The sequence below is a fragment of the Pseudomonas sp. RIT-PI-S genome (assembly GCF_025642975.1).
Taxonomy (GTDB): domain Bacteria; phylum Pseudomonadota; class Gammaproteobacteria; order Pseudomonadales; family Pseudomonadaceae; genus Aquipseudomonas.
On record NZ_JANZKJ010000004.1, the window covers coordinates 1 to 18,347 of the forward strand.

The 18,347-nt window shown below is 65.8% G+C and carries 16 protein-coding genes; 13 read left to right on the forward strand and 3 right to left on the reverse strand.

The features are described from left to right. Positions 1-75 precede the first annotated feature (75 nt). Together OGL93_RS07770 and OGL93_RS07775 are read right to left on the reverse strand one after the other, a co-directional pair. Entirely contained in the window at positions 76-1,122 is a 1,047-nt protein-coding gene (locus OGL93_RS07770; protein ID WP_263262324.1) for an AraC family transcriptional regulator, read from the reverse strand. Then, complete coding sequence (locus OGL93_RS07775) at positions 1,119-2,171, reverse strand: carbon-nitrogen hydrolase family protein (RefSeq protein ID WP_263261959.1); 1,053 nt, start codon at positions 2,169-2,171, stop codon at positions 1,119-1,121. Before OGL93_RS07775 ends, OGL93_RS07770 begins: the two co-directional genes overlap by 4 nt. A 166-nt stretch (positions 2,172-2,337) precedes the next feature. Here OGL93_RS07775 and OGL93_RS07780 point away from each other — a divergent pair, with 166 nt between their 5' ends. The 8 genes from OGL93_RS07780 (at position 2,338) to OGL93_RS07815 (ending at position 12,256) form a co-directional block, all read left to right on the forward strand. After that, positions 2,338-4,374 (forward strand): NADPH-dependent 2,4-dienoyl-CoA reductase, encoded by a 2,037-nt coding sequence (locus tag OGL93_RS07780; RefSeq protein ID WP_263261960.1) that lies wholly within the window; start codon positions 2,338-2,340, stop codon positions 4,372-4,374. Continuing rightward, complete coding sequence (locus tag OGL93_RS07785; RefSeq protein WP_263262325.1) at positions 4,374-5,279, forward strand: pyridoxal-phosphate dependent enzyme; 906 nt, start codon at positions 4,374-4,376, stop codon at positions 5,277-5,279. Before OGL93_RS07780 ends, OGL93_RS07785 begins: the two co-directional genes overlap by 1 nt. Positions 5,280-5,466: 187 nt before the next feature. After that, entirely contained in the window at positions 5,467-6,411 is a 945-nt protein-coding gene (locus OGL93_RS07790) for a 2-dehydro-3-deoxygalactonokinase (RefSeq protein ID WP_263261961.1), read from the forward strand. Positions 6,412-6,429: 18 nt separating this feature from the next. Next, positions 6,430-7,050 carry a 2-dehydro-3-deoxy-6-phosphogalactonate aldolase gene (locus tag OGL93_RS07795; RefSeq protein WP_263262326.1) on the forward strand — a complete coding sequence of 207 codons (621 nt, stop codon included), beginning with the start codon at positions 6,430-6,432 and terminating at the stop codon, positions 7,048-7,050. A 49-nt stretch (positions 7,051-7,099) separates the two neighbouring features. Next, a complete protein-coding gene (gene dgoD / locus OGL93_RS07800; RefSeq protein WP_263261963.1) occupies positions 7,100-8,248 on the forward strand; it encodes a galactonate dehydratase in 1,149 nt (382 codons plus the stop codon). A gap of 62 nt (positions 8,249-8,310) precedes the next feature. Continuing rightward, positions 8,311-9,627, forward strand: a complete 1,317-nt coding sequence (locus OGL93_RS07805; RefSeq protein ID WP_263261964.1) for an MFS transporter — start codon at positions 8,311-8,313, stop codon at positions 9,625-9,627. A gap of 60 nt (positions 9,628-9,687) precedes the next feature. Continuing rightward, on the forward strand, positions 9,688-10,464 hold the full coding sequence (locus tag OGL93_RS07810) for an IclR family transcriptional regulator (RefSeq protein WP_263262327.1): 777 nt from the start codon (positions 9,688-9,690) through the stop codon (positions 10,462-10,464). A 58-nt stretch (positions 10,465-10,522) separates the two neighbouring features. Beyond that, positions 10,523-12,256: a S8 family serine peptidase gene (locus tag OGL93_RS07815; RefSeq protein WP_263261965.1), complete on the forward strand. Its 1,734-nt coding sequence runs from the start codon at positions 10,523-10,525 to the stop codon at positions 12,254-12,256. 114 nt (positions 12,257-12,370) lie between these two features. On the opposite strand, the gene OGL93_RS07820 is transcribed toward OGL93_RS07815, so the two are convergent. Continuing rightward, positions 12,371-14,026, reverse strand: a complete 1,656-nt coding sequence (locus OGL93_RS07820; RefSeq protein WP_263261966.1) for an electron transfer flavoprotein-ubiquinone oxidoreductase — start codon at positions 14,024-14,026, stop codon at positions 12,371-12,373. Between the two features lie 521 nt (positions 14,027-14,547). Between OGL93_RS07820 and OGL93_RS07825 the strand changes: the two genes are divergently transcribed. The 5 genes from OGL93_RS07825 to OGL93_RS07845 all read left to right on the forward strand — a co-directional run bounded on the left by OGL93_RS07825 (position 14,548) and on the right by OGL93_RS07845 (position 18,347). After that, the gene (locus tag OGL93_RS07825) at positions 14,548-15,297 is read left to right on the forward strand and encodes an electron transfer flavoprotein subunit beta/FixA family protein (RefSeq protein ID WP_263261967.1); all 750 of its coding nucleotides are present in this window, start codon (positions 14,548-14,550) and stop codon (positions 15,295-15,297) included. Then, a complete protein-coding gene (locus OGL93_RS07830) occupies positions 15,298-16,227 on the forward strand; it encodes an FAD-binding protein (RefSeq protein WP_263261968.1) in 930 nt (309 codons plus the stop codon). Between the two features lie 128 nt (positions 16,228-16,355). After that, positions 16,356-17,174, forward strand: coding sequence for a transporter substrate-binding domain-containing protein (locus OGL93_RS07835; RefSeq protein WP_263261970.1), 819 nt, complete (start codon positions 16,356-16,358; stop codon positions 17,172-17,174). Between the two features lie 10 nt (positions 17,175-17,184). Beyond that, positions 17,185-17,535, forward strand: coding sequence for a DUF4398 domain-containing protein (locus OGL93_RS07840; RefSeq protein WP_263261972.1), 351 nt, complete (start codon positions 17,185-17,187; stop codon positions 17,533-17,535). Continuing rightward, positions 17,532-18,347, forward strand: coding sequence for an OmpA family protein (locus OGL93_RS07845; protein ID WP_263261973.1), 816 nt, complete (start codon positions 17,532-17,534; stop codon positions 18,345-18,347). Before OGL93_RS07840 ends, OGL93_RS07845 begins: the two co-directional genes overlap by 4 nt.

Consider the following 18,347-nt stretch of genomic DNA (forward strand, 5'->3'; position numbering starts at 1 on the left):
CCAGCCGACCCTGCGCCTATCAGCCCTGAAGCGCCCACCGAGCCCGCCCCAGCCCCGTAGCGGCCTGGCCCGGCGCTACGAGATGAACTGCGGCTTGCAGCCTCGCCGATACGCCCCCGGCGGCTGGCCGGCCCAACGCTTGAAGGCCCGCTGGAACGCCTCGGTGGAAGTGAAACCCAGCAGGTAGGCAATCTCCCCAAGGCTCAGTTCGGTGTCCCGGATATACGCCAGGGCCAGGTCGCGGCGGGTCTGGTTGAGGATGTCGCGAAACCCTGTGCCTTCCTCGGCCAGCTTGCGGCGCAGCGTCCAGGGCGGCATTTTCAACCGCGCCGCGACTTGCTCCAGGTCGGGCTCCCGGCGGCCCTCCAGCAGCGGGCCGAGCAGCCCGGCTATGCGCTCGGTCAGGCTGCGGGTGCGGGTTTGCCGTGCCAGAGCCTCTTCGCAAAGCCCCAGCAACTGCTGCCAGGTGCCTGGGCAGTGTTCCGGATTGCGCAGGCCAAGCGCGCTCTGGCCTAGCCGCAGGCGGTTGGCGCTGGCGGCGAACTGCACCGGCGCTTCGCTTAGCTCCACATAGGCCGTGGCGTAATTCGGTTCGGGGAATTCCATCTGCAGCTGCTCGGCCCTCAGCGGCTGGCCGGCCACTGCGGACAACTGCCGCAGCCAACCGCTGAGCAGTGAGTCCACCACGAAGCGGTTGAAGTCGTTGTAGGGGCTGATGGAGTAAAAATTCAGCCAGGCGCCGCGCGGGTCTTCCTCGAAGCTCGATTGCCCGCGGTAGTTGGTGGCGTATAGCGGCTCGAAGCGGATCAATGCCCGCGCGGCCTCGCGCACATTGGGCGCCTGGGCCGCCGTCACGCCGGCCAGGCCGGCCTGGGCGAGGCGGGCGGCGCGGCCCATGGCCAGGCCCAAGGCCGGGTTACCGGTGAGCTGGATGGCCGCATGGCCCAGGCGCATGTAGCGGGCAATCGACAGCGTGGCGCCGGGTTGGGCCAGGCGGGCGCTGTCGAAACCGTACTGTTCCAACAGCTGCTCCGGGCTGTGGCTATGCTCGCGCAGGGCGCCGGCCAGCGCCTGTAGCAGGCCCACCGACACCTCGCCGAGGCGCAGATGGGCGGCCTTCACAGCCACAGGTTGAACATCCCGGCAGCGTCGCCCGCGGTTCTGCCTTGCAGCGGCGCCTGCAGCCGTTGCCCAGCCTGCCAGGTATAGCCCTCGCCGAAGCCCAGGTGGCTCCAGAAGCGCCCGTGCAGGTACACCACCATGCCCGCCGGCGCCACGTCGGTCAGCGGCGCCAGGCTAACCGAAGGCGCTGGTTTGCCCACCCTGCGGGCCATGAACGCCGGGACTGCCAGCACCCGCGCGCCACCCGCGTGCAGCTCGGCCTGTGCCGGCAGCGCCCAGGCATCCTCGCCCACCGCCACGCCCACGGCGCCGGCGGGGGTTTGCAGGACTTGCACCGCCGGCGCCGGCCCCGCGCTGAGAAAGCGCCGGAAGCGAACCTGATGCTGGCGCAGGGGTTCGGCCAGCGGGCGGCCATCGCTGCCGAAGGTAACCGCGACGTTGTACAGCGGGCCATCGCCCACCACCAGGCGACCCTCTCGCAGGCTCGGCTCCGGCAACACGATGGAACCGGCAATCAAGGTGATCCCGAACTGCCGCGCCAGCCCGCCGAACACCCGCTGGTAGTCGTCGGCCATGCGTGCCGCCTTCATCCGCAGTTGCGCCTCGCTGAAGCGGTTGTGCCCATGGCCGCCGACCCAGGCGCGCAGGAAGGGCAGCGGGTTGCTCAAGGTCAGCCAGCCGCTGGCGGCACTCAGGTGGTCGGCCTGGTATACCTCGTCTTTTTCGCCGCTCAGCCACAGCCAGGTGCCGATGTGTTCGGGCAGCACCACGATGGTTCGGGGCCCCAGCAGGCCCTGGGCACGGGCCTGGCGCAGATAGGCCTCGAACTTCATTTGCAGGCGGCGGGCATCCTGGTAATCGGCCGGCGCCATGCGCGGCTGCAGGCCCAGCAGGTTGCCGGCCGCGCCAGCGCTGCCTTGGTTGACCAGCAGTTGAATGCGCAGGTCCGACAGGTAGTGGGCAACGGGGCGCTGGGTAGTCCACCAGGCATAGGCGGCAACGCCGGCCAGCAGGACGGTGGAACACAGCAGCAGGGCGATTTTGCGCATAACGGGCCAGGCAGGGCGGACAATGGCCCACAGGGTAGCACCCTGTGCATTTGGATCAACGACTTGTTAGTTGTGATCATTGAGCGACTGCGCCGTGCTCTTTACTGTCGCAGCCATAACCGTAGGCGCCGTATTGAGCTGCCGCGGACCTGATGCGGAGTAACCGATGACCACCGAACGCTATCCCCACCTGCTGGCCCCACTTGACCTGGGCTTCACCACCCTGCGCAACCGCACCCTGATGGGTTCGATGCACACCGGGCTCGAGGAAGTGAAGGGCGGCTTCGAGCGCATGGCGGCGTACTTCGCCGAGCGCGCCCGCGGCGGCGTTGGCCTGATGGTCACCGGTGGCATCGCGCCGAACCAGGAAGGCGGGGTGTACAAGGGCGCGGCCAAGTTGACCACCCCGGAGGAGGCCGAGCACCACCGGGTGGTCACCGAGGCGGTGCACGCCGAAGGCGGCAAGATCTGCCTGCAGATCCTCCACGCCGGGCGTTACGCCTACAGCCCCAGCCTGGTGGCGCCGAGCGCGATCCAGGCGCCGATCAACCCGTTCAAGCCCCACGAGCTGGACGAAGCTGGCATCGAGAAGCAGATCGCCGATTTCGTCAATTGCGCGCGCCTGGCCCAGCAAGCCGGCTACGACGGCGTCGAGATCATGGGCTCGGAAGGGTACTTCATCAACCAGTTCCTGGTCGCCTGGACCAACCACCGCACCGACAAATGGGGCGGCAGCTACGAAAACCGCATGCGCCTGGCAGTGGAAATCGTGCGCCAGGTGCGCGCGGCGGTGGGCGAGAAGTTCATCATCATCTTCCGCCTGTCCATGCTGGACCTGATCGAAGGCGGCAGCGACTGGCCGGAAGTGGTACAGCTGGCCCAGGCGGTGGAGGCGGCCGGCGCGACCATCATCAACACGGGCATCGGCTGGCACGAGGCGCGTATCCCCACCATCGCCACCAAGGTGCCACGTGCTGCCTTCGCCCGGGTGACCGCCAAGCTGCGCGGGGCTGTGAAGGTGCCGCTGATCACCACCAACCGCATCAACACCCCGGAAGTGGCCGAGCAGATCCTGGCCGAGGGTGAGGCGGACATGGTGTCCATGGCGCGGCCGTTCCTGGCCGACCCCGAGTTCGTGGCCAAGGCCGCGCAAGGCCGCGCGGACGAAATCAACACCTGCATCGCCTGCAACCAGGCCTGCCTGGACCACACCTTCGCCGGCAAGCTGACCAGTTGCCTGGTGAACCCGCGGGCGTGCCACGAAACCGAACTGCTGTACCTGCCGGCCCAGGCGGTGCGCCGCGTCGCAGTGGTGGGCGCTGGCCCCGCGGGCCTGGCGGCAGCCACCGTGGCGGCCGAACGTGGGCACAAGGTCACCCTGTTCGATTCCTCCAGCGAGGTCGGCGGCCAGTTCAACGTCGCCAAGCGCATTCCCGGCAAGGAAGAGTTCAACGAAACCCTGCGCTACTTCCGCCGCAAGCTGGACACCACCGGGGTGGACGTTGTGCTGGGCCAGCGCGTGGGCGTCGAGGAACTGGTCGCGGGTGGCTTCGACGAAGTGATCCTGGCCACCGGCATCGTTCCGCGCGTGCCGCCGATCAGCGGGATCGACCACCCCATGGTGCTGACCTACCTGGACGTGTTGCTCGGCCGGCGCCCCGTGGGGCAGCGCGTGGCGGTGATCGGCGCCGGTGGCATCGGCTTCGACGTCAGCGAGTTCCTGGTTCACCAGGGCACCGTCAGCAGCCTGAACCCGGAGGCCTTCTGGCGTGAATGGGGTATCGACCCGGCGCTGGAGGCCCGCGGTGGCGTGGCCGGGGTGCGCGGTGAAGTGAGCCCGCCGGCGCGCCAGGTATGGCTGCTGCAACGCAAGGCGAGCAAGGTCGGTGACGGCCTGGGCAAGACCACCGGCTGGATTCACCGCGCCGGGCTCAAGAGCAAGCGGGTGCAGATGCTCAACTCGGTGGAATACCTGAAAGTCGATGACCAGGGCTTGCATATCCGCGTAGGCGAGGGCGAGCCGCAGCTGCTGGCCGTCGATAACGTGGTGGTGTGCGCCGGGCAAGACCCGTTGCGCGAACTGGAGCAAGGCCTGCGCGACGCCGGCATCTCCGTGCACCTGATCGGCGGCGCCGACGTGGCCGCCGAGCTGGACGCCAAGCGCGCCATCAACCAAGGGTCGCGCCTCGCCGCCGCGCTGTGATCGCCACCGGCCTCGCCCAGCCACCGCTGCAACCGCTGCGCCTGCCCTGGCTGGCCGCGGCGGGGGTAGAAGTGGCGGTGTTGCGGCTGGACCTGATCGACCCGCTGGTCAGCGGCAACAAGTGGTTCAAGCTGCGGCCCTGGCTGGAGCAGGCCCGGCAGAGCGGCGCCGCCGGCCTGATCAGCCTCGGTGGGCCGTGGTCGAACCACTTGCACGCCCTGGCCGCCGCGGGCGCCCGCGAGGGCCTGCACACCGTAGGGCTGCTGCGTGGCGAGCCGCGACACACGGCGACCACCGATGACCTGCACGCCATGGGCATGCGCCTGCATTGGCTGGGCTACGGCGGGTATCGAGCGCGCCACCAGCCCGGTTTTTGGGCGCCGTGGCTGGCACGTTACCCTGGCATGCTGGCCGTCCCGGAAGGCGGCGCCTGCGAGCCGGGCATGCAAGGCTGTTCACAACTGCTGAGCCTGACCGAGGCGCGACTGGCCGAACTCGGCTGGGAGGGTTTCGACGCCTGGTGGCTGGCCGCAGGCACCGGTACCACCCTGGCCGGGCTGGTGCACGCCGAGCGCGGGCGGCGGCCAGTGCACGGTGCCCTGGCCGTGCGTTCCGGCCAGGGTGCCGAACGCAACGTTGAGGCACTGGTAGGCCAGTTTGGCTACCACTGGCATGAGGCTAGCCGCGGGGGCTTCGGTAAAGCCGATGCCGCCTTGCTGGCTTTCATGCAGGCCACCGAGGCCCAAAGCGGCCTGCCGCTGGAACCGCTCTACACTGCCAAGGCCCTGATGGCTTTGCATGATCACACCCTCGCCGGGCACCTGAGCCCCGGTACTCGCCTGGTGTTTGTCCATACCGGCGGCCTGCAAGGGCGTCGCGGCTTCCTACAAACCCAGGATCTGTAGGCGCGAGCGCCCGCTCGCGAACCTCGTTTACCCGGCTGATTCTGATGCGCAATAGGTTCGCGAGTTGGCGGATGTCTTCTCCACATTGATTCCCACAATGTGGGACTAAAATCTATATGTTGAGATATCTGCCGCGCGAGCGTTATAGTCTGACTTTTCAACTCACACAAAAATAACAGGTGAGGCGATGCAGGCACGTTTGATCGGGCTGGACTGGGGCACCTCATCGCTGCGCGCCTACCGCTTTGGCGCCGGCGGCCGGGTTTTGGAAACGCGCGAGCGGCCGCTGGGCATCATGCAAGTGCCTAGCGGCGGCTTTGACCAAGCCCTGGACGAAGCCTGCGGGGACTGGCGGCGGGATGAGCCGGGGTTGCCGTTGATCGCCTGCGGGATGATCGGCAGCGCTCAGGGCTGGCACGAAGTGCCTTATTGCCTGGCCCCAGCCAGTGCTGGGGACCTCGCCCAGCGCATGCTCGCAGTGTCGCTCCAGGGCGGCGGGGCCCTGCATATCGTGCCGGGCGTGCTGCAGCAGGGCGCGCTGCCCAATGTGATGCGCGGGGAAGAGACCCAGGTGCTTGGGCTGCTTCAAGCGTTCGCCAATAGCGCTGACCGCCAGCCGCCGCTGATTGGCCTGCCCGGTACCCATAGCAAATGGGTGCGCGCGGACGAAGGCTGCATCCGCCATTTCGACACCTTCATGACCGGCGAGCTGTATGCCGCCGCCTGTGCCCATACCATACTGGGCCGCACCCAGCAGCGGCCGGACAGCTTCCAGGCCCATGCCTTCGACCGAGGCGTCGCGGTGGCGACGTCTGCCGAAGGGCGCTTGGGGGTGCTGGCCACGCTGTTCAGTGCCCGCACTCTAGGGCTGACTGGTGCCCTGGCACCCACCGAACAACCCGATTACCTCTCCGGCCTGATGATCGGCCATGAAATCGCCGCCCTGGCCGGAGCCGTCGGCAAAAGCGGAGCACCCTTGCCGGGCATTGTGCTGATCGGCAGCGCGCCGCTGTGCCAGCGCTACCAACGTGCGCTGCATGCCTGTGGCTTTGCCCACGTGCAGGTGGCCGAGCAAGCGACCGAGCGTGGCCTGTGGCTGCTGGCGACCACCGCTGGGCTGGTTCAACCCTGATCGAGGAGCTTTTGCATGTTGCTTAAAGACGCCATGGCCAACAACGGCCTGATCGCTATCTTGCGTGGGGTACGGCCTGACGAAGCGCTGGCCGTGGGGCAGCAGCTGTATGCCAGCGGCCTGCGGGTGATCGAAGTACCTCTTAACTCCCCAGATCCGCTGCGCAGCATCCGCGCACTGCGCGACGGGCTGCCCGCCGATTGCCTGATCGGGGCCGGCACGGTGCTCAGCGAGCAGGCCGTGCTGGAGGTGCGCGACGCGGGAGGCGAGCTGATCGTGATGCCCCATAGCGATCGCAAAGTGATGCGTGCGGCCAAGGCGGCGGGCCTACAACTGTCGCCGGGCGTGGTCACGCCGACCGAGGCATTCGCCGCGCTCGAGGAGGGCGCCGACGTACTCAAGCTGTTCCCGGCCGAAGCGCTTACCCCGGCGGTGGTCCGTGCACTGCTGGCGGTGTTGCCCAAGGGCACTGCACTGGTGCCGGTAGGTGGCATCACGCCGAGCAACATGGGGCCTTTTCTCGAGGCCGGTGTAGCGGGCTTCGGCCTGGGGTCAGGGCTGTTCAAACCGGGCATGACGGCCGCCGCGGTGCGCGAGCGCGCGGATGCCTATATGCAGGGTTGGCGACAGGCACACTGACCGGCCCCGGTTTTGGTTTCTCCTTCCATCGATATAAAAGAGACACCCGATGAAAATCACCCGACTGAGCACCTTTATCGTTCCTCCGCGCTGGTTGTTCCTCAAGATCGAAACCGATGAAGGCATCTGTGGCTGGGGCGAGCCAGTGGTGGAAGGGCGCGCGCATACCGTTGCCGCCGCCGTGGAAGAGCTCGCCGACTATCTGGTGGGCAAGGACCCACGCAACATCGAAGACCACTGGCAGGTGCTCTACCGCGGTGGGTTCTACCGGGGCGGGGCGGTGCATATGAGCGCCCTGGCCGGCATCGACCAGGCGCTCTGGGATATCAAGGGCAAGGCCTTGGGCGTTTCTGTCAGCGCCCTGCTCGGCGGCCAGGTGCGCGAGCGCATCCGCGTGTACTCGTGGATCGGCGGCGATCGCCCGGCGGAAACCGCCAAGGCCGCGCAAGAGGCCGTGGCCCGGGGGTTCACCGCGGTGAAAATGAACGGCACCGAGGAAATGCAGTTCGTCGACAGCTTCGAGAAAGTGGACCGCGCCTTGGCCAGCGTGGCGGCAGTACGTGACGCGGTCGGCCCTAACGTGGGCATCGGCGTGGACTTCCACGGGCGGGTGCACAAGCCCATGGCCAAGGTGCTGATCAAGGAACTGGACCCCTACAAGCTGATGTTCATCGAAGAGCCGGTGCTCAGCGAAAACTACGAGGCCCTCAAGGAGCTGGCGCCGCTGACCAGCACGCCGATCGCCCTCGGTGAGCGCCTGTACTCGCGCTGGGACTTCAAGCGGGTGCTCAGCGAAGGCTACGTGGACATCATCCAGCCGGACGCCTCCCATGCGGGCGGCATCACCGAAACCCGCAAGATCGCCGCCATGGCCGAGGCCTATGACGTAGCGCTGGCGCTGCACTGCCCCCTGGGGCCCATCGCGCTGGCTGCCTGCCTGCAGCTCGACGCGGTTTGCTACAACGCTTTCATCCAGGAGCAGAGCCTGGGCATCCATTACAACGAAAGCAACGACCTGCTCGATTACATCCGCCAGCCGGAGGTGTTCGACTACGACAACGGCTTCGTGAAGATCCCCAATGGCCCGGGCCTGGGCATCGAGATCAACGAGGAGTACGTGCGTGAGCGCGCGGCCGTCGGTCACCGCTGGCGCAACCCGATCTGGCGCCACGCCGACGGCAGCTTCGCCGAATGGTGAGTGCGGCTTGCCCCTGGCGGTGATCCCAACGTCCACCCCTATAAAAACAAGAGGCCCAAGCCATGCAAACCCACACAGCAAACCCCGCGGCCACCCGCGCCGCACTGGCCAGCCCGAGCCATAAGCGGTTCTTTATCATGGTGCTGCTGTTCATCACAGTGGTGATCAACTACCTGGACCGCTCCAACTTGTCGATCGCCGCGCCGGCGCTCACCAGCGAGTTAGGGCTGGACCCCGCCCATGTGGGGTTGGTGTTCTCGGCGTTCGGCTGGACCTACGCCGCCATGCAGATTCCCGGCGGTTGGCTGGTGGACCGGGTACCGCCGCGCATCCTCTATAGCGTGGCCCTGGCCTTGTGGTCCGTGGCCACCCTGGCGCTGGGCTTCGTTGGCAGCTTCGTCGGCCTGTTCATGCTGCGCATGGCGGTGGGCGCGCTGGAGGCCCCGGCTTATCCCATCAACAGCCGCGTGGTCACCACCTGGTTCCCGGAGCGCGAGCGGGCTACCGCCATCGGCTTTTATACCTCCGGCCAGTTCGTGGGCCTGGCGTTCCTCACCCCGGTGCTGGCGTGGCTGCAGCAAGCCTATGGCTGGCACATGGTGTTCGTGATCACCGGCGGTGTAGGTGTTGCCTGGGCACTGGCCTGGTATGCCTTGTACCGCGAGCCCCGCGCCTTCCGTGGCGCCAATGCCGCCGAGGTGGCCTTGATCGAGCAGGGCGGCGGCCTGGTGGATATCGCCGGCAAACCCAAGGCGCGTGGCATCGACCTGGGCGAACTGAAGATCGTGCTCACCCAGCGCAAGTTGTGGGGGATCTACATTGGCCAGTTCTGTTTGAATTCCACTTTGTGGTTCTTCCTCACCTGGTTCCCGACCTACCTGGTGAAATACCGCGGGATGGACTTTATCAAGTCTGGCTTGCTGGCCTCGGTGCCGTTCCTGGCAGCGTTCGTTGGCGTGTTGTGCTCGGGGCTGTTTTCGGATTGGATGATCCGCCGCGGCGCCAGCGTCGGGCTGGCGCGTAAGGTGCCGATCATTGGCGGGCTGCTGATTTCCACCAGCATCATCGGCGCCAACTGGTTCGACTCCACTCCCATGGTCATCGCCTGCCTGGCGTTGGCGTTCTTCGGCAACGGCCTGGCGTCGATCACCTGGTCGCTGGTGTCCACCCTGGCGCCGGCGCGGCTGCTTGGCTTGACCGGCGGAGTGTTCAACTTCATCGGCAACCTGGCGGCGATCGTCACCCCGATCATCATCGGCTTGCTCGCCACCGGCGACTCCTTCGCGCCGGCCATCACCTACGTGGCCGCCACGGCCCTGGTGGGCGCGCTCTGCTATGTGGTGCTGGTGGGCAAGGTCGAGCGAATCGAAGCCCCATGATGACGGCACACCCTGTGCGCCGGATAATGCGCGCTGTTTTTTGCCCAGGTTGAACCGATGATGCCAAGCGACTCGCCCGCCACCCCGCCCACGGGCACCCAGACACTGCTGCGGGGCTTGGCCGTCATCCAGGCGGTGGCCGCCGGGGCCCGCGACCTCAAGGCCATCGCCGCGCATATTGGCACCACGCGCAGCACAACGCATCGGCTGGCCAGCGCCCTGGTCGAAGAGCGTTATCTGCGGGTCAGCGCCACTATCGGCTACCGGCTCGGCCCGCGCTTGATCGAGCTGGGTTTTCAGGCCCGGGATGAGCTGCCGCTGGCAGTCCTCGCCGGCCCTTGGCTGGACGAGCTGTCGGCGCTCAGCGGAGACACGGTCCACCTGGCGATGCGCGACGGCGACCAGGTGCTGTACCTGCACAAGAACCCCGGCCGCAACGGCCCGGAAATGCGCTCGCGGGTAGGCCAGCGCATGCCCCTGACCCGTACCGGGATCGGCAAGGCCCTGTTGCTCGACAGCCCGCAAGCGGAGTGGCGGCGGCTGTTCGACGGGCAACCGCCGCCCGCGGCGGTCTGGGCGGGCAGGGAGGAGCCGGGCTGGGAAGCCTTCCATGAGCGGATGCAGGTTTATGTGGCGGGCCAGTACGCGTTCGACCTGGAAGACAACGAACCGTCGATCCGTTGCGTGGCCGCGCCGGTACGTGATGCGAGCAAGCGGATAGTCGCGGCCATCAGCGTGGCAAGCACCGTGCCCTACATGTCACTGGAGCGAATGCATGCATTGACCCCGGCGGTGCAGGCGGCCGCCCTTGCCTTGAGCCACGAACTCGGCGGCTGAACCAAGCGGTACGGCTGGCAGTCACACCAGCAAAATGCCCGTACAAGAAGGCCGAATCATGGAACGACGCTGGCTGCTTTTTCTCCTGCTGTGTGGGCTGGCCTCGGGCGTGCGGGCTGAAACGCCGCTGCGCCTGGAGCGCCTGGAACGTTGCCGCGATCTGCTCGATACCCAGCATCAGGTGTTCTGCCTCAAGGCCAGCGGCTTGTCGAGCGGGCCGGTGCAGGTGTGGCTCGGCGGCGCGGCCAAAAGCAGCGAGCGAGAGGGCGACCATCTGCGGCTGACCCTGGAAACCGGCAAGGACGCCAGTGGGCCGGTCCGCTTGGAGGAGGGCGGGCGCAGTAGCAACAGCGTGTGGCTGAGCATGGCCGGCAACCATGTATTGGCGGCCAAGCCCAACGAACTGGCGACCAACGCCGAAGGCCTTAGCACTTATTTGAACTTGGTGAGCGTGATCATCGAGGAACGTTACGACGGCCTCGACCAGGCCCGTCAACTGGCGCAGAAGTACGGCGCCAGCGTGGTCGGCGGCATACCCGCGCTCAATACCTGGCAGCTGCGCCTGCCAGTGAAGAACCTGATCGAACGCGATGCGCTGCTGCTGCGGTTGGGCCATGAGCTGAGCGTGGACGCGGTGGTGATCGAGGAGACCGAGGCTGAAGAGGGCGAGCGCGAGGTGCCGGCCGATGACCGCAGCCACGATGAGTGGGCCGCTAACCGCTTTGCCGATGCGGTCAACTACTATCGGCGGCGGGTGGCGGCCCGTGGCGCGCCGGTCGAGCCCAGCGCGGTGAGAATCGGGGTGATCGAGCGCAACGTGGACTTCGACTCGGCGGACTTCGCCGAATACGTTGGCCCCTGCGCGCTGCCCCGCACCTGTTTGTATGCCCGCGATGCTCAGGGCCCTGCCGCGCACGGTTCGACGGTGGCCGCGGTGTTGCTGGCGCATTGGCAGAAGGGCGGCAATACCGGCTTCTTGCGCGGCCTGGATGGCGTGAGCAAGGGCTTTGAGGTAATCGTGGACCGGGATTCGGACGCGGGCATTACCGCCAACGTGGCGGCATCGGTCAACCTGGTGGAAGACGGCGCGCGCATCCTCAACTGGAGCTGGGGCCTGCACCGGGTCGGTACCCAGACGGTGCAAGGCGCCGAGGCCGATACCCAGGTGCGTTCCGGCATCGCCATGGCAGGCTATGAAGAATTGCTCGAAGAGTTCTTCCGCTGGCTCAAGGCCAAACACCCTGATGTGGTGGTGATCAATTCCGCAGGCAACGCCGCGGCGGCCGCTGGCCAGGATGAATACCGGCTGCCGTCGTCTTTCGTGACCGACCAATTGCTGGTTGTGGGCGGGCATCAGCGCGGCGAGCAGCCGGAGCTGCCCGTGGACAGCCCCGATTACGCCGTGCGTCGTGAGTCGTCCAACCTCGACCGGCGTGTGGACATCTCCGCCGCCGCCTGCACCCACGGCGCGGACCCGGGCGCCGAGGGCGAAGGCTCGGTCCATTGCGGGACCTCGTTCGCCACGCCAATGGTAGCGGGTACCGTAGCCGCGATGCTGTCGATCAACCCCCACCTTACGCCCCGGCAGCTGCGCACGCTGCTGCGGCGCAGCGCCATGCCGATCGGCGCCGAAGACGATTTCGAACCGATGGACGGCGAAGACCTGACCGCGCCCATTTTGCCGTCGGAACGCAACTTCGACCTCAACCACCCAGACGTCGGCCGTTCAGCACGCCTGGACATGCAAAAGGCCTTGGAGTTGACGGTGCAGAGCCGCGATCGGCGGCGGTGAAGGATTCCCGGGGTTCCAGGCTAGCGTCATGCGGTCAGTTGGAGGAGCGGGCAAAGCCCGCGAGCCAGCGGTAGCGGAAGGGGCGCTGGCTGGCGGCAGCGCCCGTCCTGTCCATCACATATTGGGATACGTCGGCCCGCCCGAGCCTTCCGGTGCCACCCAGGTGATGTTCTGGGCGGGGTCCTTGATGTCGCAGGTCTTGCAATGCACACAGTTCTGCGCGTTGATCTGGAAGCGCTTTTCGCCGTCTTCCTTGGTCACCACTTCATATACCCCGGCCGGGCAGTAGCGCTGTGCCGGCTCGTCATAGAGCGGCAGGTTCTTGGCGATCGGAATGCTTGGGTCGGCCAGCTTGAGATGGCACGGCTGCTCTTCTTCATGGTTGGTCCCGGAGAGGAACACCGAGCTCAGCTTGTCGAAGCTCAGCTTGCCATCGGGCTTGGGATAATCGATTTTCTTCGAGTCTGCCGCCAGCTTGAGGCAAGCGTAGTCCGGCTTGTTGTCACGCAGGGTGAAGGGCAGCTTGCCGCCGAAGATGTTCTGGTCGATGAAGTTGAAAGCACCGCCCTTGACCGCGCCGAACTTGTGAATGGCAGCGCCGAAGTTACGGCTGGTGAACAGCTCGTCGTATACCCAGCTGGCCTTGAAGCTTTCCGGGTAGCTGGTAAGCACATCGCCGCCTTCGCTACCGGCGAGCAGGCGCTCGACCGCCGCGTCCGCTGCCAGCATGCCGGATTTCATCGCGGTATGGCTGCCCTTGATCTTGGCGAAGTTCAGCGTGCCCAGGTCGCAGCCGATCAGCGCGCCGCCAGCGAACACCATCTTGGGCAGCGAGTTCAGCCCGCCCTTGCAGATCGCTCGGGCACCGTAGGACACACGTTTGCCGCCTTCGAGGTATTGCTTGACCACCGGATGGTGCTTGTAGCGCTGGAACTCGTCGAAAGGCGACAGGTACGGGTTGCTGTAGGAGAGGTCGACGATCAGGCCCACCACGACCTGGTTGTTCTCCAGGTGATAGAGGAAGGAGCCGCCTGGGTTGGCATCGTCCAGCGGCCAGCCAGCGGTGTGCACCACCAGGCCCTGCTCATGACGGGCGGGGTCGATATCCCAGATCTCCTTCAGGCCGATGGCGTAATGCTGCGCGTCGGCGTCACTGTCCAGGTTGTAGCGCTTGATCAGCTGTTTGCCGATGTGACCGCGGCAGCCTTCGGCGAAGAGGGTGTACTTGCCGCGCAGCTCCATGCCAGGGGTGAACATGCCTTCCTTGGGATGGCCTTCACGGTCCACGCCCATGTCGCCGGTGAGGATGCCGCGAACCACGCCCTGTTCGTCGATGAGCGCTTCCTGGGCGGCGAAGCCTGGGTACACCTCCACGCCGAGGTTTTCTGCCTGTTGGCCAAGCCAGCGGCAGAGGTTGCCCAGGGAAATGATGTAGTTGCCATGGTTGTGCATGGTCTTGGGCACGAAAGCGTCGGGAATCTTGCGCGCGCCCTCGGCGTCTTTGAGCAGGTAGATGTCATCGCGCTTGACCGGGGTGTTCAGCGGCGCGCCGAGCTCCCGCCAGTTCGGGAAGAGCTCATTGAGCGCGCGCGGTTCGAACACCGCGCCGGAGAGAATGTGGGCGCCGACCTCGGAGCCTTTTTCTACCACGCAGACGCTGATTTCCTTACCGGCTTCGGCGGCCTTCTGCTTGATACGGCAGGCAGCGGACAGGCCCGCGGGGCCAGCCCCGACGATGACCACGTCGAATTCCATGTATTCGCGTTCCACAGGTTCTCTCCTAACACAGGCAAGTACGGTTTTTTTCTAATAAGGGCAGGACGGCACGTTGGCCAGGCCTGTAGCGATCGCACGGTTTGCACTACACGGCGGGCGACACAAGCGCTCGCCGCTGGTGGCGCATTATATCTACACCATGCGGGTGGTCCAAATCAAACGTTTGTTTGAATTCTCCGTGGCCCCATAAAATCGCCGCGGCGCCCCGCGTGACTGGCCAGTTCCGCGTATTGACCGGGTTTTGCTATACGGTCAAGATACGGGCGGTTTCAAGCCAGCTGTCGCCCGCGATGGCTGGCTTCGCGCTGTGTGACGGCTTCCGGGCCCAAGGCTTTGGGACGGGCGATCCGCAGTGGCCTGCTACGCTGCTGGTCAGTGCCTGCGAGAGGCGCCACCGGTCAGCTTGCGGGTTTCGGCTGTCGCGGCAATGCCGCCGCCGGACTGCGGGCCGTGCCAAGAGCGATCGCATGGCCTGCCCTGCGACATTTTATTCACCGGAGAGTAACGAGGAATCCATGAAGGTTCTTGTAGCTGTCAAACGAGTGGTCGATTACAACGTCAAGGTCCGCGTGAAAGCGGACAACTCCGGGGTCGATCTTGCCAACGTCAAGATGTCCATGAACCCCTTCTGCGAGATCGCCGTGGAAGAGGCCGTACGCCTGAAGGAAAAAGGGGTTGCCACTGAAGTCGTCGTGGTCACCGTGGGCCCGGCCACCGCTCAGGAACAACTGCGTACTGCCCTGGCACTGGGCGCCGATCGCGCCGTGCTGGTAGACACCGCCGAAGAGCTGGGCTCGCTGGCGATCGCCAAAGCCCTCAAGGCCGTGGTCGATAAAGAGCAGCCGCAGCTGGTCATCCTTGGCAAGCAGGCCATCGACAGCGATAACAACCAGACCGGCCAGATGCTCGCCGCGCTGACCGGTTACGCCCAGGGGACCTTCGCCTCCAAGGTCGAGCTGGCCGGTGACAAGGTCAACGTCACCCGCGAGATCGACGGCGGCCTGCAAACCGTCGCGCTCAACCTGCCGGCGATCGTTACCACCGACCTGCGCCTCAACGAGCCGCGCTACGCGTCGCTGCCCAACATCATGAAGGCCAAGAAGAAGCCGCTGGAGACCCTCACTCCCGAGGCCCTGGGCGTGTCGACGACCTCCACCAACAAGACCGTCAAGGTCGAAGCGCCGGCGACCCGCAGCGCTGGGGTCAAGGTCAAGTCGGTAGCCGAACTGGTCGAAAAACTGAAGAACGAGGCGAAGGTAATCTAAATGGCTATCCTGGTTATCGCTGAACACGAAAACGGCGCACTGGCTGGCGCCACTCTTAATACCGTCGCCGCGGCTCAGAAAATCGGTGGCGATGTCCACGTACTGGTGGCCGGGCAGGGCGCTGGCGCCGTGGCCGAAGCCGCCGCGAAAGTTACCGGCGTGGCCAAGGTGCTGGTTGCCGATAACGCGGCCTACGCGCACCAGCTACCGGAGAACGTTGCTCCGTTGATCGTTTCCCTGGCCTCGGGCTATAGCCACGTGCTGGCGCCCGCCACCACCAACGGCAAGAACTTCCTGCCACGCGTGGCCGCCCAGCTGGACGTCGATCAGATCTCTGAAATCATCGCCGTTGAAAGCGCAGATACCTTCAAGCGCCCGATCTACGCCGGCAACGCCATCGCGACCGTGCAATCGAGCGCAGCCGTGAAGGTTATCACCGTGCGTACCACCGGTTTTGATCCGGTTGCCGCCGAGGGCGGTTCGGCCGCCATCGAGAACGTGGCCGAGGTCAAGGACGCGGGCCTCTCGGCTTTCGTCAGCGAAGAACTGGCCAAGTCTGACCGGCCTGAGCTGACTGCTGCCAAGATCGTCGTATCCGGCGGCCGCGGCATGCAGAACGGCGACAACTTCAAGCACTTGTACGCCTTGGCCGACAAGCTCGGTGCTGCCGTCGGTGCCTCGCGCGCCGCGGTCGACGCAGGCTTCGTGCCCAACGACATGCAGGTCGGCCAGACCGGCAAGATCGTCGCGCCGCAGCTGTACATTGCCGTCGGTATCTCCGGTGCGATCCAGCACCTGGCCGGCATGAAGGATTCGAAAGTCATCGTCGCCATCAACAAGGACGAAGAGGCTCCGATCTTCCAGGTAGCCGATTACGGCCTGGTGGGTGATCTGTTCGAAATCATTCCAGAATTCGAAAAACTGGTTTGATCCCACGCTGTCGCAGTCATGAGCCCGGGCTATTGCCCGGGCTTTTTTTTGCCGCGGCTGCCGCGTAGCCACCCCAGGCTTGCGTCTGTACACTCGGCGGCAGTCCAACCCTGGAGCCTGGTCTGAACATGTTTTCTGTGTCGCGCTGGTTCGTATGCCTTGCATTATTGCCCTCGCTCGGCTGGGCAGCAGGCAGCTGTGAGCGCCTGGTGGCGACCGCCAGCCCGGACGCACCGCCCTACGCCTGGCGCGACCCGGCCGACCCCGGCAGATTGATTGGCGCCAGCGTGGACGTGCTGCACGAAGTCGCCACCCAGCTTGGCCTCAAGATCAGCGTGGTGTATGCCGGCCGCCGCTCCCAGGCCATGGACGAAGTGCGCACCGGCCGCATGGATATCCTGGCCGATGCAGTGTTGAGCACGGCCGACCTGGAACACTTCGATTACATATACCCTCCGTTGGCGTTCAATGATTATCTCGTCTGGTCCCGGCAGGGCGCTTCGATGAGCGTCGGCACTCTGGCCGACCTAGCGGGGCATCCCGGCCTGATCTCGGCAAAAGCTCGGTTGAGCCCTGGTTTCAGCAACTTTGCCACCACCCACCTGGACCTACACCCGGCGGAGAACCTCACCCGGACCCTTCAGCAACTGATGCTCGGCCAGGCCGAATACGCTATCGCGCCCCGTTATGCCGGCGCGGCGGCCGTGGCGGCATTGGGCCTGACAGGTCAGTTGATCCCCCATGAGCTGGCAGTGGATCGCCCCGGCATTCACCTGGCACTCGCTCAAGACTCAGCCTGTAACGATGGCTGGCTGCGCGGACAGCTCTCAAAAAAAATGACAGAATTGGCCGCCTCCGGCGGGATCCAGGCGATCCTGCAGCGCAATGCCGAGCGCTGGAAGCTCCAGCAGCAGGCTGCCGCCGGCGCCGGAGCGGTCAAACCATAGGAAACACTGCGTGAATAAACGATTTATCTTCGCCGGCGCTTTGCTGGCCCTGTCTGGCTGCGCCACTGCTCCCGCCCCCGACGAACAGCTGCGGCTGACCGAGCAGGCGATCGAGCAAGCCCGAGCGGTAGGCGCGGCCGATGACAGCGAGCCCCTGGCTGGCGCGCTGAGCAAGACGGTGCAAGCCAGGGCAGACATCGCCGGCCACCACAATAAGGCAGCCCGCATGGCGCTGGAGCAGGCGGAGCTGGACGCTCGGCTGGCTGAAGCCAACGAGTTGACCCGCAAGAGCCGCGAGCAGTTGGCCCAGGTCAATGCACGCATCCAGCGGTTGCACAAACAGCTGGGGGACGTGCAATGACCCGGCTGCGCCAAACCGTGAGCCCCTTGCTGGCGGGATGCCTGGCCCTTGGCCTGGCAGGCTGCGCTACCCATGCCGCCGACGACGCGCTGGCGCAGGCCTCGAGCCACTTCCAGGGCGTGCGGGACAACACTGAAGTCCTGCGTTATGCGCCCAAGGACGTGATCCGCGCGGGGGAATCGCTGGCCCGCGCTGAACGGCTGTCCGGCTACTGGGGGGCGAACGATGATGTGCGTCACTACGCGTACCTCAGCAGCCGCTACAGCGAGATAGCGCTCGCCCATAGCGAAGCTGCCGCCAATCAGGACAAGCTGCAAAAGCAGCAGCTCGAGCGCGAGCGCTTGCAGCTGGCATTGCGTGAATCGAAGCTGCTGAGTGTGCAGCGCCAAGGGCAATGGTTGGAGGACCAGTTGCTTGCGCTGGCCACGACCGATGCGGACCGCGGCCTGGTGCTGACCCTCGGCGATGTACTGTTCGACACGGGAGAAGCGGACCTCAAGCCTTCGGCCAACCGCACCCTGCTCAAGCTGGTGCAGTTTCTGCAAGTGAACCCAAAGCGCGTCATTCGCATCGAGGGGTATACCGACAGCACGGGGGCGGCGGAGGAAAACCTCAAGCTTTCCAGGGATCGTGCGCAGGCGGTGGCGGACATGCTGGTCGACCTGGGCATCGAAGAGAAGCGCATCGAAGTCGAAGGCTATGGCGACCAGTATCCAGTGGAAGCCAATGCAACGGAGCGGGGCAGGGCCCTGAACCGCCGCGTCGAAATCGTGATCTCCGACCGTCAGGGCGCTCTCGGGCAGAAGCGCTGA